The 14,532-nt window shown below is 50.6% G+C and carries 13 protein-coding genes; 5 read left to right on the forward strand and 8 right to left on the reverse strand.

Annotated elements, in window-relative coordinates; all coding sequences use genetic code 11:
• Nucleotides 1-3: 3 nt before the first annotated feature.
• The 3 genes from VNQ80_RS05530 (at nt 4) to VNQ80_RS05540 (ending at nt 1,669) form a co-directional block, all read left to right on the forward strand.
• Entirely contained in the window at nt 4-423 is a 420-nt protein-coding gene (locus VNQ80_RS05530; RefSeq protein ID WP_325636459.1) for a CHAP domain-containing protein, read from the forward strand.
• A gap of 35 nt (nt 424-458) precedes the next feature.
• On the forward strand, nt 459-1,094 hold the full coding sequence (locus VNQ80_RS05535) for a fibronectin type III domain-containing protein (RefSeq protein WP_325636460.1): 636 nt from the start codon (nt 459-461) through the stop codon (nt 1,092-1,094).
• Nucleotides 1,095-1,174: 80 nt separating this feature from the next.
• Nucleotides 1,175-1,669, forward strand: a complete 495-nt coding sequence (locus tag VNQ80_RS05540; RefSeq protein ID WP_325636461.1) for a hypothetical protein — start codon at nt 1,175-1,177, stop codon at nt 1,667-1,669.
• Nucleotides 1,670-1,728: 59 nt separating this feature from the next.
• Here the strand turns inward: VNQ80_RS05540 and VNQ80_RS05545 are convergent, their stop codons facing one another.
• Entirely contained in the window at nt 1,729-2,241 is a 513-nt protein-coding gene (locus VNQ80_RS05545) for a hypothetical protein (protein WP_325636462.1), read from the reverse strand.
• A gap of 289 nt (nt 2,242-2,530) precedes the next feature.
• Between VNQ80_RS05545 and carB the strand changes: the two genes are divergently transcribed.
• Nucleotides 2,531-5,347 (forward strand): carbamoyl-phosphate synthase large subunit, encoded by a 2,817-nt coding sequence (carB, locus tag VNQ80_RS05550; protein ID WP_325636463.1) that lies wholly within the window; start codon nt 2,531-2,533, stop codon nt 5,345-5,347.
• A 74-nt stretch (nt 5,348-5,421) separates the two neighbouring features.
• Here carB and VNQ80_RS05555 read toward each other — a convergent pair whose 3' ends face one another.
• From VNQ80_RS05555 to VNQ80_RS05570, 4 genes are all read right to left on the reverse strand, one after another.
• Nucleotides 5,422-6,099, reverse strand: a complete 678-nt coding sequence (locus VNQ80_RS05555) for an anaerobic ribonucleoside-triphosphate reductase activating protein (RefSeq protein ID WP_325636464.1) — start codon at nt 6,097-6,099, stop codon at nt 5,422-5,424.
• Nucleotides 6,080-6,262: an anaerobic ribonucleoside-triphosphate reductase gene (gene nrdD / locus VNQ80_RS05560; RefSeq protein ID WP_325636465.1), complete on the reverse strand. Its 183-nt coding sequence runs from the start codon at nt 6,260-6,262 to the stop codon at nt 6,080-6,082. Before nrdD ends, VNQ80_RS05555 begins: the two co-directional genes overlap by 20 nt.
• On the reverse strand, nt 6,240-8,363 hold the full coding sequence (locus tag VNQ80_RS05565; protein WP_325636466.1) for a ribonucleoside triphosphate reductase: 2,124 nt from the start codon (nt 8,361-8,363) through the stop codon (nt 6,240-6,242). Before VNQ80_RS05565 ends, nrdD begins: the two co-directional genes overlap by 23 nt.
• 178 nt (nt 8,364-8,541) lie before the next feature.
• Nucleotides 8,542-9,381: a PepSY-like domain-containing protein gene (locus tag VNQ80_RS05570; RefSeq protein WP_325636467.1), complete on the reverse strand. Its 840-nt coding sequence runs from the start codon at nt 9,379-9,381 to the stop codon at nt 8,542-8,544.
• 176 nt (nt 9,382-9,557) lie between these two features.
• On the opposite strand from VNQ80_RS05570, the gene VNQ80_RS05575 reads away from it, so the two are divergent.
• Complete coding sequence (locus VNQ80_RS05575) at nt 9,558-10,760, forward strand: MFS transporter (protein WP_325636468.1); 1,203 nt, start codon at nt 9,558-9,560, stop codon at nt 10,758-10,760.
• A 362-nt stretch (nt 10,761-11,122) separates the two neighbouring features.
• On the opposite strand, the gene VNQ80_RS05580 is transcribed toward VNQ80_RS05575, so the two are convergent.
• The 3 genes from VNQ80_RS05580 to ric form a co-directional block, all read right to left on the reverse strand.
• A complete protein-coding gene (locus tag VNQ80_RS05580) occupies nt 11,123-12,946 on the reverse strand; it encodes a hypothetical protein (RefSeq protein WP_325636469.1) in 1,824 nt (607 codons plus the stop codon).
• A gap of 100 nt (nt 12,947-13,046) precedes the next feature.
• The gene (locus tag VNQ80_RS05585; RefSeq protein ID WP_325636470.1) at nt 13,047-13,376 is read right to left on the reverse strand and encodes a metal-sulfur cluster assembly factor; all 330 of its coding nucleotides are present in this window, start codon (nt 13,374-13,376) and stop codon (nt 13,047-13,049) included.
• 113 nt (nt 13,377-13,489) lie between these two features.
• Nucleotides 13,490-14,443: an iron-sulfur cluster repair di-iron protein gene (gene ric, locus VNQ80_RS05590; RefSeq protein WP_325636471.1), complete on the reverse strand. Its 954-nt coding sequence runs from the start codon at nt 14,441-14,443 to the stop codon at nt 13,490-13,492.
• Nucleotides 14,444-14,532 lie beyond the last annotated feature (89 nt).

A 14,532-nucleotide genomic window follows, 5' to 3' on the forward strand; every position in this document is an offset into this window, starting at 1 on the left:
TACATGGCCGAACTGGGCGTGCGGGAAGCCACGGGCCGCAACGACGGCACCCGGGTCGAGGAGTACCTCCACTACTGCGGCCTCGGGCCCGGCCACGCATGGTGCGCGGCCTACGTAAGCTGGTGTTTTGGCAAAGCGGGATACCCCCAGCCCCGCAATCCCTGGAGCCCGGCGCTCTTCCCGGCCAGCCGTACGGTCTGGACGAAGGGTGACCACACCGGGGCGATCAGACAGGGCGACGTGTTCGGCATCTACTACCCCTCGTTGAAACGCATTGCCCATGTGGGGTTCGTAGACCGGATCGACGGCGACTGGCTGGTTATCGTAGAGGGCAATGCCGACAACCGGGTGCGTCGGAAACGGCGTCCCATCGGGAGCCTCCATGCCGTAGCCGATTGGCTATCGGACCCGGGCACTCGTTAATCCCTTCATTTAATAACTTTTAAATTTCTTCAATCATGAAACGACAAGTAAAAATCAATTACAGCGACTACCGCGATACAGACCTGGGCTACCTGGCCAGTACGGTACTCCAGGCAATCGGCGAGAATGCTACATTCTTCGCCGAACCGAACCCACCGCTGACGGAACTGGAAGCGGCCATTGCGGACTACGACGAGAAGATGCAGTTCACGAACCGCAAGGGTAGCCCGTACGACGCTGAAGCGAAGAATGCCAGCAAGGAAGTGTTGGTGGATGTGCTGCGCAGGTTGGCCTTTTACGTAAATACCACGTGCGACGGGGTGGTGCACCAACTGCTCAGTTCGGGGTTCCGGCTGAGGGATTTGCCCAAAGGCCTCACCGTGCCAAGCACCCCGACCCACGCACGCCTTGTAGATGGCGACCTGAGCGGCCAGCTGGCCCTGCTCTTCGACCCCGTACCCAACGCTACGGAGTTTGAGTACCAGATGGGCACGATGGCAGGCGGCGAAATCGCCTGGGGCGAAATCGCCTCGTTTCGCAGTGGTCGGTACAAGCGCGATAACATCATCGGATCTCTTACCCCAGCGGTAAGGTATTACGTACGTGTACGCGCACGCAATCCGCAGGGGGTAAGCGACTGGAGCGATCCCGTGTCGCAGATTGCCCGATAGCCTCGGATAGTTGAAACCATGAACCCCAACCCCGCCGGCAGCCTTTGTGCCGCCGGCGGGGTTGATTAATCGAAAAGAAAATGAAGTTTATCTTATTGTTATCTCTACTCTGGGCGTTATGCGCCTGCCAAACCCAACTTATGCGGCAGGCATCCCAACGCGACAGCACCCACGTGCGCTACGCAACGGCAGTGGCACACATCGAAAAGGCAACTAAACAGTCCATCCGCCAACATCAGCTGCGGTGGTCCGCTGGCTCAACCGCGGTGGTCATTCTCCCGAAAGGGCCGGTAGCTTACCACCCCGACCGTGGGTTTGAAGGCGAAGCGACGGCCATCGTATCCTACGGTACGCGAAGCGAGCAGACCGAATGGCGGCAAAGCCATGCAACGAACCAAACGGAGGGGCGATCGTCCGCAAGCCATAATACATCCGTTACGCACACCCATGCCCAAAAACGTGCATCGGAAACCGACCGCCAGCCCGCAACTGGCTTTTCGTTCCGGTGGCTGGCCATCGCCCTGATGACGGGCTGTGTATTGTTTGTATTACGCCGCCGTTCCGGGCATAAATAAAAAAATTGCCACTGGTTTTTTAAACCAATGGCAACCTTTCACAAAAAACAGCTCGTTTTTTAGAATACGTAACGGGCGGTCAGACCACTGTTAAATAAGAATCCATTGATTCCCCCATACGATTTTACAAAGTGTGCAGTAGGCCTTAAATCAGCAGAAAATGCAAAGGGAGCATTCTTTAATTTATAATCCACCCCTCCTGTAGGGAAAATACCAATCGAAACACCACCCCAATCTTCGTAGTCAGAAAATGTGTTAGCAATGATGGCACCACCACCTACAAACCATTTAAACCCCTCAATCGAACCAATAGGGAAATGATGTTGATAGGCACCGGATAGTGACAGGTTTGTAATCCCGTCGCTGTAAACTCCATAACCGATGCTCGGTTTAAAACCCAAATCAAACTCCAAAGCAGCAGGTTCAGAAATGAAGGTTTTGAAAGCAGCACCAATCAGATCGTAGTACCCTCCGCCGAGACGGATACCGATGGAATTTTTGTAATCACTCTGTGCAGATGCCGTGAAAGCAAATGCGGCAAACAGGGCCAATAACGTCAATTTAATTTTCATGGTTTTAATTTTATGTTATAAATAAAATAAACGCCCAAAAGTAAGACATTCCCTCGTTAGCAAAAAATAATTTATGTATGAGGAAGAAAAAATACCTAAAAACAGGTAGTTGGGTATGGCTGTTTGTCCCAATTAGCGGAGGTTATTAAAAATATCCATCGTTTATTCCATTAAAAAACATACCTTTGCACTCCGACAAAACAGTCGGAATAACCTCATTTATCACCCCAGGCATTCCTGCTGTTTCGCAAGCGTAGCGTTGAAAATTATTAACATTTTTCACCATATAATGCCCAGAAACACTTCCATCAACTCGGTTTTAATTATCGGTTCAGGCCCCATCGTTATCGGACAGGCCTGTGAATTTGACTATTCGGGATCACAAGCAGCCCTTTCACTCAAGGAGGAAGGGATTGAAGTATCCATCATCAACTCCAATCCGGCGACCATCATGACCGATAAGGTCATTGCCGATCACGTATATTTGCTACCGCTCACTTGCGAGAGCATCGAAGAGATCCTAAAGGAACAGCAGATCGACGCCGTACTCCCCACCATGGGTGGACAAACAGCACTCAACCTCTGCATTGAAGCTTCCGAGCGGGGCCTTTGGGAAAAATACAACGTACAGGTCATCGGTGTGGACGTTGCCGCTATCGAAAAAACGGAGAACCGGGAGGAATTCCGCAAGTTGATGGTTGAAATCGGCGTAGGTGTGGCGACATCCAAAATTGCCAACTCCTTTCTTGAAGGAAAGGAAGCAGCACAGCAAATCGGATTTCCACTGGTTATCCGGCCTTCATATACACTGGGTGGCACCGGCGGCGGATTCGTACATAAAAAAGAAGAATTCGAGGCCGCACTCAGCCGTGGGTTACAGGCTTCGCCCACACACGAGGTGTTGGTGGAACAAGCCGTATTGGGCTGGAAAGAGTTCGAGCTGGAATTGTTGCGCGACGGCGCCGACAATGTCATCATTATCTGTACCATCGAAAATTTCGACCCCATGGGTGTGCATACTGGTGATTCGATTACCGTAGCGCCCGGCATGACCTTGAGCGACCGTTGCTACCAGGAGATGCGCAACCAGGCCATCAAAATGATGCGCGCCATCGGCAACTTTGCCGGCGGCTGCAACGTGCAGTTTTCGGTTAATCCCGAAAATGAAGACATCATTGCCATCGAGATCAACCCACGTGTATCACGCTCTTCGGCGTTGGCGTCCAAAGCAACAGGGTATCCCATTGCCAAAATCGCCTCGAAACTTGCCATCGGTTATAATCTGGACGAAATCGAAAACCAAATCACCAAAACAACGTCGGCCTATTTTGAGCCCACACTGGATTATGTGATCGTAAAGGTACCCCGTTGGAACTTCGCCAAGTTCAAAGGTGCGAACCGCGAGCTCGGCCTGCAGATGAAATCGGTGGGTGAAGTGATGGCCATCGGCCGCACGTTTATCGAGGCGTTGCAGAAAGCCTGCCAAAGCCTTGAAACCGGCCGCCACGGCCTCGGTGCCGACGGAAAGCAACTGCGCAACCTCGAGGAAATTATGTACAGCCTCGAACACCCCAGCAGCGACCGGCTCTTCCACATCAAGGATGCGTTCGAACTTGGTGTTCCGTTGGAGTCCATCCGGAAAGCGACCAACATCGACAAATGGTTCCTTACCCAAATACAGGAGTTAGTTACCTTGGAGACGGAATTGCGCCGCTATCAACTCAACAATATCCCCAAGGATTTCTTCATCACGCTCAAACAAAAGGGTTACTCGGACGAGCAGATTGCCTGGTTGCTAGGCAATGTCTCTGAAGACGATGTTTATAACAGGCGGAAAGAATTAGGTATTCGCAGGGTATACAAAATGGTGGATACCTGCGCTGCGGAGTTCCCGGCCCACACCCCTTACTATTATTCCACCTTCGAAGAGGAAAACGAATCGGTGGCCTCCGATAAGAAAAAAATCATTGTGCTCGGCTCCGGCCCCAACCGCATCGGTCAGGGTATCGAATTCGATTACTCTTGCGTGCATGGCCTGCTTGCTGCCAAAGAAGCCGGGTTCGAGTCGATCATGGTCAATTGCAACCCTGAAACGGTATCGACGGATTTCAATATGGCCGACAAGCTCTATTTCGAGCCGGTCTATTGGGAGCACGTACGTGAAATTATCGAACTGGAAAAACCCGAAGGGGTGATTGTACAGCTAGGCGGCCAAACCGCCCTCAAGATGGCGGAGCAGCTCGAATCCAATGGCATCAAGATCATCGGCACATCCTTCCACGACATGGACCTGGCGGAAGATCGCGGGCGCTTCTCCGACCTGCTCAAATCACTGGACATCCCTTACCCGAAGTATGGCGTAGCAGAAAGTGCGGAAGAGGCACTCAAAGTAGCCAAAAATGTAGGCTATCCAGTACTTGTCCGCCCGAGTTACGTACTCGGTGGCGAGCGGATGAGCATCGTCATCAACGATGACGAATTGGAAACAGCTGTTGTGAAGCTGCTGCGCAACCTACCCGGCAACCGGGTGCTCATCGACCATTTTCTCGACCGGGCTGAAGAAGCGGAGTCCGATTCCATTTGCGATGGCGAAGATGTGCACATCATCGGTATGATGGAGCATATCGAACCGGCAGGTATACACTCTGGCGACTCGAGTGCGGTATTGCCACCATTCAGCCTGTCCGAAAACGTAAAAGACAAGATGGAAGAATACACCATCAAACTTGCTAAAGCATTGAATGTACGGGGACTACTGAACATCCAGTTCGCCATAAAAGACGAAAAGGTGTATGTAATTGAAGCCAATCCACGCGCTTCGCGCACGGTGCCATTCATCGCCAAGGCCTACGACGTGCCTTACGTCAATATTGCCACCAAGGTGATGTTGGGAGCCAACAAGCTCAAAGACTTTACCATCGAGCGCAAGCTCAAAGGATATGCCATCAAGGAACCGATTTTCTCATTCGATAAATTCCCCGATGTAGATAAACAACTCGGTCCCGAAATGAAATCCACTGGCGAAGCCATCCGTTTCATCAAGGATCTTGATGACCCATTCTTCCGGGAGATGTATGCTAAAAAGTCGATGTACCTCAGTAAATAAAAGGTTTGTCGCAAAAATATATACCGCCCCGATACCTGCACAGGTGTCGGGGTTTTTTGTTGGTTTATGGGAAATTAACAGCGCTCTACCACCTGTATATCGCCCGCCGATAATACCGATGGATTTTCGTCCCGCAGCGACCGGCCCAGTGTGCCGAGCACGGGCACACCGTTTACATAATGCTGGATGTAGTAGTTTCCTTTGTACGCATGTTGCTGTAGGAAGCTAACCATCGCCCGGAGGTCGTTTTGCGTTATCAGTTCACTATGCACCGTGGTGCGTACCTCAAACGGTACGTTGGAATTGTTTAACAATGCTAAACTCTCGGCGAACTGAGGAAACAGCCCCGATTTGGTAATCGCTTGGTAACGATGTTCCAGCGCTTTGAAATCGAGGGCGATGTAATCAACCAGCTGTTGCGTTATCAGTGCTTTCAATACGGTTGGTCGAGAGCCGTTGGTATCGATTTTCACCTTAAAACCGTACCCTTTCGCCGCTTCCAGCAACGGGAAAATCGTGGGATGAAGTGTACATTCACCCCCGCTCAATACCACCCCCTGCAACAAGCCTCGCCGCGATCGGATAAACTCCAATGCTTTGGCAATGGACATACGGCCCTTACCCAGCACAATTTCGGGGTTATAGCAGTAGGTACAACGCATATTACAGCCTGCAAACCAAATGATGCAGGCTGTTTTGCCGGGAAAATCCAATAGCGTAAAGGGCGTAATGCTATAGATGGGTGTCGGCACGGCGTTCGGTAAAATGCGTACGTTGCCGGTGTTCCCCTTTCTTTCCGATATTGAAACTCTCCACCGGACGGTGGTATCCCATTACTCGTGTGTAAACCAAGCACCTGCTTCGTTTCTCCTGATTTTGCTGCAAAACCAGATCATGTTGCTGTTGTGTATCCATTTTCTATTGTATGTTGGTGAGTTGCTAAAATTAAATCATCGCACTTCGGGCAGTATTCGTGTTCGCCGTTGAGGTATCCGTGCACCGGGCAGATACTGAATACCGGTGTAACGGTGATATAAGGCAGTTTGAAATTACTGATTACCGTATGCACAAAATTCCGGCATGCATCGGGCGAGCTAATCCGCTCATTCATGTACAGGTGCAATACCGTACCGCCGGTGTATTTACATTGCAGATTATCTTGCAATAACAAAGCCTCAAACGGATCTTCTGTGTAATCCACTGGCAGCTGCGAGCTATTGGTGTAGTAAATATTGTCGTCCTGCCCCGCTTGCAGGATATCGGGGAACCGCTTTTTATCTTCTTTGGCGAAGCGATACGTCGTCCCTTCCGCGGGTGTGGCCTCCAGGTTGTATAGGTTTCCCGTGCTTTCCTGAAACTCGCGCATGCGCATGCGGATATGTTCGAGGATATCGATCGCGAAAGCCATCCCGCTTTGGGAAACGATATCGTCGCGGTCTTCCGTAAAATTCCGTATCATCTCATTCATGCCGTTGACACCGATGGTGGAAAAATGGTTACGGAAATGCGGTAGGTAGCGCTTGGTATAGGGATATAGCCCTCGGTCATACAGCTCTTGAATGAATTTCCGCTTTTTCTCCAAGGTGGATTTGGCAACGTAAAGCCAGCAATCGAGCCGCTGGTATAACCCGGCCTTATCACCCCGGTACAAATAGCCCAGACGCGCCATATTGATGGTGACCACTCCAATGCTACCGGTCATCTCGGCACTACCGAACAAGCCATTCCCCCGTTTGAGCAGCTCCCGGAGGTCGAGCTGCAATCTGCAGCACATGCTCCGCACCGCATTGGGTTTGTACGCTTCTGGGTTTTCCACACGGTTGCCTGCCTCGTCTAACATATACTGGCTACCCACAAAGTTCTGGAAGTAGGATGATCCGATCTTGGCTGTGTTCTCAAATAGTAGGGTGGCATTTTCGCTTTCCCAGTCGAAATCCTCCGTGATATTGACGGTTGGAATGGGAAAAGTAAACGGCTGCCCGTTGGCATCGCCTTCGGTCATTACCGTATAATAGGCCTTGTTGATCATATCCATTTCGGGCTGGAAATGTTTGTAGCACAGGTCTTCCAGCGATAGGACACCGCGCTCACGAGTCAACTGAAGCAGCTCCCCATCTTCCAAACCTGAAAAGAGGTGAATTTCCTTTTTTGTGGGAATCTGGTCTTTCAGGTCGTCCGGTACATTCCAGTCCAGCGTGATGTTAGTAAAGGGCGACTGCCCCCACCGTGCCGGGACGTTGACGTTGTACACGAAGCTGCGGATAGCTTTTAACACTTCGGTATACGGCAACCGGTCCTTGAACACATAGGGAGCCAAATAGGTATCGAACGAGCTAAACGCCTGTGCGCCCGCCCATTCGCTCTGTAGGATACCCAAGAAATTGGCCATCTGCCCGAGCGCTTCCCGGAAGTGGGATGGCGGCCGGCTTTCCACCCGGCCCCGCACGCCGTTGAACCCCTCGTTGAGCAATACGCGTAGGCTCCACCCTGCACAGTATCCCGTTAGGCAGTCGAGGTCGTGGATATGGATATCGCCATTACGGTGCGCGTATCCCTCTTCCTTGCTGTATACCTTATCCAGCCAATAGTTGGCAATCACCTTACCGGCGGTATTGTTTATCAGTCCGGCGCTGGAATAGGAAACGTTCGCGTTAGCGTTGATACGCCAGTCTGTTTGGCTGATGTATTCTTCGATGGTTTGCGTACTGTCCACATAGGTGGTGTCTTCGTTGAAGCCGTGGATATGTTCGCGCTGAAGTTTTCGCGTATGCCGGTACAACATGAACGAACGCATCGCTTCGAAGTGGCCCCGCTGGTAGAGCGCCTTTTCGATACAGTCCTGGATTTCCTCCACTGCCCAAGTATCCTTGGCGTCCAACGACTCCATCACAGTATCAAACGCCGCTTCGTCCAGCTGTTGGGATACACTCTCGAACCCTTTTGCAATGGCATCACTGATTTTGTAAGGCATAAAGGGCTCGTACGCCCCGCTCCGTTTGATGACGTATTTTTCCATATCAATGTATCGTTAGACACACAAAATTATCCCACTTCTTTAGTCGGCTTTATGACCGCACGCACAATCTCAGGGAAAAGATATCCACAAACACGTCCGACTGTGGATAACATAAAAAACGGGGGCACATATGTTGACATGCGCCCCCGTTTTATACGGTATTGATATATTGTAATGATTACCTATCTGGAATCACTTCCAACGTACCATCTTCGTGTATCCGGATGTCTACCTCCTTGCTCCCGGATTGCAATTCGATATCATAATAGTTTCCGACCTCGGTCTCTACGAATTCCACATCGTCCACACGATATGATGCATAGGCCGAAGCAGCTAGAACAGCTTTTATGTTTGCAGGCACATCGGCAAGCATTAGATCCGTTGAGGTGCTTATCCAAGCACCATCCATGGCAAATTCGGCATCACGTTTAGCGTTTCCATCGATGAATTCGACTTCAATACGGCCGTCATCGACATCCACATCGATGATTTTATAGCCCGGATGATTGTCTGTAAGGAATTGTTCGACTTTTGCCGGAAGCTCATTTGGCAGGTAGTCGTTGTCGTCATCATTATCGGGAAATGCCTTAATCAGACTGCCATCGGCAAGGTAATAGAGGTCGTATTCCAAATCACCTTTCTCTACTTCCAAAACAAAAAATGGTTCTTGCCCTTCCCGCTCGATGTAATCGACATCGTCTACTTTCCAATCCTGGTATTCGCCGGACTCAAAGGACGCTTTCACCTCAGCTGGAAGATCTTGGTAGGGAATGTCAGTTTCCGTTAATTTCCATTTCCCTGACACGTCGAACCATGCCTCCGCTTCATGTTGGGATAGCCGGAACTCAGCTACGTAATGGCTATTCTTCTGCTCCCATTCCACCTGGGTAGCCTGGGGATATTTTTCACTAAAAGACACTTTTGCTGCGTGATTGGCAGGCTCATTCCCTTTGTCGGCGCAACCGACAACTGCCAATGCGGCCGCCGTGGCCAAAAATAAACTGTAATACTTCTTCATGTATTTATTCATATTATTATACGATCACGCCAAGCCAAAAATCATTCCATTTTTTCCCCAGCCACTTAGTTTCGATGGACAGCTTGATAATTCCATTGTCAAAAATCAGTGCTGTTTGCGTAGTCATGCAAATTTAACCCTACTTTCGCGGGCGCTTACCAGCGCATTTGTTATTTATGACGAACGAATCAAGAGGGACCACCCGTTGGGGAACATATATGCTGCTTACCGGCATTATCCTAGTGGCGTCCAACTTACGTGCGCCCATCACTAGCGTTGGGCCGGTCATTCCGCAGATCCAGGCGTCGTTGCACCTTTCCAATACGTTAGCCGGCCTTATCACCACGGTACCATTACTGGCGTTCGCACTCCTTTCGCCCGTAGCACCCAAATTGGCCGAACGGTGGACGATTGAAACGTTACTTTGGGCAGCGATTTGGGCCATCGGACTGGGACTGCTCATCCGTATATCGTCGTCGGTTGCGCTGTTGTTTGCTGGTACGGCACTTGTTGGGTGCGGCATCGCCTTTGGAAATGTGCTCGTACCGCCGTTTATCAAACAGCGATTTCCACAAAAAGTCGGTTTAGCCACGGGGATATATAGCGCAGCAATGAACATCACCGCATCACTGGCCTCGGGTTTCAGCATCGCCATCGGCCGTTGGACAGGCCAGGGTTGGAAAGGGTCTATCGGTGTGTGGCTTATCTTTTCATTGATTGCCATCGCGTTTTGGGCGCCACAGCTAAAACGCCGTTCGAGCGGGGCATCAGCTGATCGGTCTGTGGCTCACCCGGATACAGGGGCATCAATGCTTAGATCGCGGCTTGCTTGGTACATCACCATTTTCATGGGCCTCCAATCGTTCCTCTTCTACTGTTCCATCGCTTGGCTACCTGTCGTATTGCAGGATTGGGGTATGGCCTCCGAAACATCGGGCTGGGTATTGTCTTTCGTCCAGTTCACCCAGCTTCCCATTATGTTTGTTGGCCCAATCGTTGCCGACCGCCTTCGCAACCATACACCGCTGGTCTGGTTTATCGGCGTCACATTGGCGCTGAGCCTGTTGCTAATTATTGGCTGGCAAACGCAATTTATCATCCCCGCGGTCATCCTGTTCGGCCTGGGCACTGGCTTGGCGTTCAGTCTGGTGATGATGTGGTTCGTTCTTCGCACGAAAACGACCCGTGAGGCAGCCCGGATTTCCGGAATGGCCCAATCTTTCGGGTATGCACTTGCCGCCATGGGGCCGCCACTCTTTGGTGCGTTGTATGATTGGGTGGGGAATTGGGAAACGCCCTTTCTTCTGCTTGTTGTCGCCACCGTTGTACTCTTTATCACGGGCATTAAAGTCGCCAAGCCGGGATTTGCTAAGGGTTAAACCTTAACAACCCCCATATCCGCTCGATCTCTTCGTCCACCAAATGGGCGTTCTCATCCAGATTACTTTCCACTTAGTGCTTATTTAACCCTAAGTTATTTTTAACTTTTTATTTATTGTAAAATAACCCGTTAATCATTCGGGATTTATTCGCTTTTACCCGAATAAACTCCGAACAAACCCGGGGTAAACTCCGTTTTATCTCCTATTAATTAATAAGCAATAGGTAAATCGGTATCGAGTGGATAGTAAACGGGAATGAACGGTGGTAAGAAGTGGAGTTGCTTTTTTCACGCAAAGAACACGAAGACTTTTACGCAGAGGATGCTAAACATACTTCTCTGTGCCGGTATCTCGTCCTCTCAAACAGGCTGGAACATCGGCTTTTTAGCATTAAAAACCAGTTGAAGCAGTGTCTTCTCCGCATCTGCCATGGCGGATTTCATATCATCGATGTTGGTCTGTGCATATTGTTGCATGGCCGGCATGATGGACCGATAATAGGCGATACCGCCCAGTAAATTATCGCGGAATGTTTGGTAGTGGGCACTTCGCTTTTCAGTAAAATCATGCTGGTGTTTCTCGATTTCCTTTTTCAGGTAGTCGATATAAAGACGGAGCTCGTTGACGAACAGGTTTGACCGGAAGCGGCTATTCAGCAGGTTAGCCGTACCGTAAATATGGCCAACCATCTCCTTGAGTGATGCGATTTTAGAGAAGTAGGCCAAGTTGGGCCCCGGACATACCGTCACCGCTTTGAGGTTGTGCTTGGGCGGTATGCCATTGGTGAGCACGGCCGGTGCGGCAAGCCCTTCGCACAGGCAGTCCTTTTCCACAATCGCGGCTGCCGCTTTTTGGTAGGCTTGCTCGTCGGGGAACTTGATCCGCGTTTCCTTGAGTTTGAGGTGTTGGTATTGCCGGGATGCGGTACATATGGGCTTATCAGTAAACTCCGTATTAAACGAGAGAAATTTTTTATGGCATGGGCTACCCGGCCTGTTCCTAGCAACCCGTTGCTTCCGTTGTTCTTCCGAGCTGCTCGTCCGTAAATTATGGAACGGCACGCCCAGCGGCGAGGCATCACTCAGGTAGAAATCTTCAGGCGCCGCGTTCGTCAACTTCGCCAACGTGTCGTCATCCACATTGGTCGCTTCGGGAACCAGCAGGAACGGACTCCCCCACCCGGTGCCATCCAGCTCGTAGTAATCCAATAAAAAGCGGTCCTCTCCCGCCGTACCGATTCCGCCTTGCACCGTAATGCGCTGCACGGGGTCGGCTTGGAACCCCAACCGTTGCTTATGTCCGAGCGCTGCGTCGCACAGACTTTTCAGTTCGGCATACAGCGTCTCACGTTGTGTTTTAAATGCTTCCATGATCGGCCCCAGCAACATACCGTCACTTACAAACGCATGCCCGCCGCAGTTGAGTCCTGATTCAATCCGGAATTCAGATACCCACAGTCCTTTCTTGGCGAGCAATTTACCTTGGATCAATGCCGACCGGTAGTCACTTACTTTAAGCGTAATGCGTTTGGCAAGCGCTCCATCGCTACCGGGAAAGAAATCGTCAAATTGCTCAAAATAACTATACAGGCGCGGATTGAGCCCTGCCGATAGGATAACGGATGATCGCAGTTTACTCTGGGCAAATCCCCGCAGTGCAGCCAAGGCATCCGAATATTCCGGTGGCAAAGCGGTACCATCCGGCGCGTAATTGGTCTTATCCACCTTGGTCATGATATTTACATCGACTGCTCCCGCGGTAACGGCAGCTCGGAGATCTGCGGCCATTTTTTCGCGTTTATTACCGCTGCTGGCACACATGGTCAGGTAATTGCGTTTAATCGGCGATCCACCTGGCAGCAATTCAAAATAACGGGTAAGTTCGCTATCTGCCTCGAAAGAGTTTGCACGCAATTGTTTCATCTGCGCATTTATTATATCTTGTACGAGGTTGAGATATGCCGTAATCCGCTCGGCCCGATGGTCTTTAGTTTTTTGCGAAATGGGGGTAAAGGGTTGCCCGAACTGTGCAGTGTAAAATTCGCGCATCTGTTCGAGCAAGTGGTCGTCGGCCAAAGATAATGCCGATGAAATGCCAAACCGGGCTACTTTAAGTGGCGTATCGACGGTAAAACCCAGCCCCATGACGGGTATGTGGAACGTGTGTTGATTGGTATCGTTCATGGTGTATGTGTCTGTATGGCAAAATTAGGGTTTCCATACCCTCATCATGTGACGGTGGTCACCGCTATAAATGACAAGAATCATTCTCGTCAAATCATCTCTATTGCAGCCCCATCTGGGCCTTACCCTCGTCGGTAATCCTATCGTAATTCCATGGTGGTTCCCAGACGATCTCAATCTCGATTGCCCGCTCGGGAAAAGCGGCTCCCAGCACATTTTTCACCCATTCCACAATGGTACCGCCCATGGGACAACCGGGTGTGGTAAGCGTCATGGTCACCTTCACTTTTGCCGCGTCGGTAAAATCGACACCGTAAATGAAGCCGAGGTCAACAATATTGACACATAGCTCGGGATCGATCACCTGCATCAGCGCCGTGCGCGTCTTGAGCAATTCGGCGGCAAATGGGTCACTGAGTTTTATCTCCATCTGCTATTAAGGTTTTTGAAAAATTGGCCACATTGACCACGACAGTGGCCAACGTGACCTGCGGCGCCATCACACACCCGCCGCAACAAACCGCTGCTATGCTACCCGCAGGGCTACAATGCTCCTGCGCTACTCAAGCGTTCCTTCTCCAACTTCAGTGCTTTGGGAAACAGGATATTGTTTTCCAAATGAATATGTTGGAAGAGGTCGTTCTCAAATTCCTTGATTTTATCGAAGAGGTAGGTATAGGAATTGCAGGCATCTACCGGCAGCTCATAGTCTTTCGTCAATTTCCGTAACGCCTTGAGCTCGTCGCCTGCAGAGTCGTGCTCTGCCTCCATCATATGTACCGGCCCCTCAATTCCGAACGCCATCTGTGCGGGGTCATCGCTACGCTCCAAGGTCTTGATGGCTGGGAATAATACGCGCTCTTCTTTCTGTACGTGACTGTACAGCTCGGCCATCAGTTCTTTTAACCCCTTTGCCAACCCGAAAAGTTCCGGATGCACGGCGCCGTGGCGCGATGCCACTTTTTCTGCCAGTTGTTCGATAACCGGGCCGCTCTCACGGACGTACTTGTGATGTACGTTATAAATGTAGTCGGCCAAAAAACCCAGGTCCCACGAATCGAAATCATGCGTAGCCTGTCCGCTGCCAGCAGCCGCTGACCGTTCCAGCTCTTCCTTGACCTGCGCTTCCGTCAGTCCTAACTCTGCAATAGCCTCTTTCAGCGTCTTCTTACCACCACAGCAGAAATCGATACCCAGCTTCTTGAATACTTCGGCCTTGCGCATATCCTTTGCCGCAATCTCGCCCACGGTTTCTTCAGCTTCGGCAGCCGGTTTGGTTAGTTGTACCTGCCACGTTTCGGGGCCCGATTCCAGGTAATCCCAAGTAAAAATATTACCGCGTTCGCCCAGCAATTGGTAATAAAGCGGCCGCGGGTCGTGGTCGTTGTGAATGATGAAGCTCTCGCCTTGTTCCAACGCATCGAAATGCTCGAAAATGGTGGGATGTTTCAGCCGCGGTTCAATCTGCGTAACATCCAATACTGCTGTTTTAATCATGACTAATTCGTTTATTTGTTAAACACCTACTAATATCGGACATTTTTGTCCTTTATTTATTTACTACGTTATTTTTTGACATTGCGTTG

Origin of the sequence: Parapedobacter sp. (assembly GCF_035556095.1) — a bacterium.
Classification (GTDB): Bacteria; Bacteroidota; Bacteroidia; order Sphingobacteriales; family Sphingobacteriaceae; genus Parapedobacter.

Bases quoted from the DNA above. Each gene is read 5' to 3' on its own strand.
- carB (WP_325636463.1), top strand. From the start codon at position 2,531: ATGCCCAGAAACACTTCCATCAACTCGGTTTTAATTATCGGTTCAGGC.
- VNQ80_RS05540 (WP_325636461.1), top strand. From the start codon at position 1,175: ATGAAGTTTATCTTATTGTTATCTCTACTCTGGGCGTTATGCGCCTGC.
- nrdD (WP_325636465.1), bottom strand. From the start codon at position 6,262: ATGGATACACAACAGCAACATGATCTGGTTTTGCAGCAAAATCAGGAG.
- VNQ80_RS05580 (WP_325636469.1), bottom strand. From the start codon at position 12,946: ATGAACGATACCAATCAACACACGTTCCACATACCCGTCATGGGGCTG.
- VNQ80_RS05585 (WP_325636470.1), bottom strand. From the start codon at position 13,376: ATGGAGATAAAACTCAGTGACCCATTTGCCGCCGAATTGCTCAAGACG.
- VNQ80_RS05530 (WP_325636459.1), top strand. From the start codon at position 4: ATGGCCGAACTGGGCGTGCGGGAAGCCACGGGCCGCAACGACGGCACC.
- ric (WP_325636471.1), bottom strand. From the start codon at position 14,443: ATGATTAAAACAGCAGTATTGGATGTTACGCAGATTGAACCGCGGCTG.
- VNQ80_RS05545 (WP_325636462.1), bottom strand. From the start codon at position 2,241: ATGAAAATTAAATTGACGTTATTGGCCCTGTTTGCCGCATTTGCTTTC.
- VNQ80_RS05565 (WP_325636466.1), bottom strand. From the start codon at position 8,363: ATGGAAAAATACGTCATCAAACGGAGCGGGGCGTACGAGCCCTTTATG.
- VNQ80_RS05570 (WP_325636467.1), bottom strand. From the start codon at position 9,381: ATGAAGAAGTATTACAGTTTATTTTTGGCCACGGCGGCCGCATTGGCA.
- VNQ80_RS05535 (WP_325636460.1), top strand. From the start codon at position 459: ATGAAACGACAAGTAAAAATCAATTACAGCGACTACCGCGATACAGAC.
- VNQ80_RS05575 (WP_325636468.1), top strand. From the start codon at position 9,558: ATGACGAACGAATCAAGAGGGACCACCCGTTGGGGAACATATATGCTG.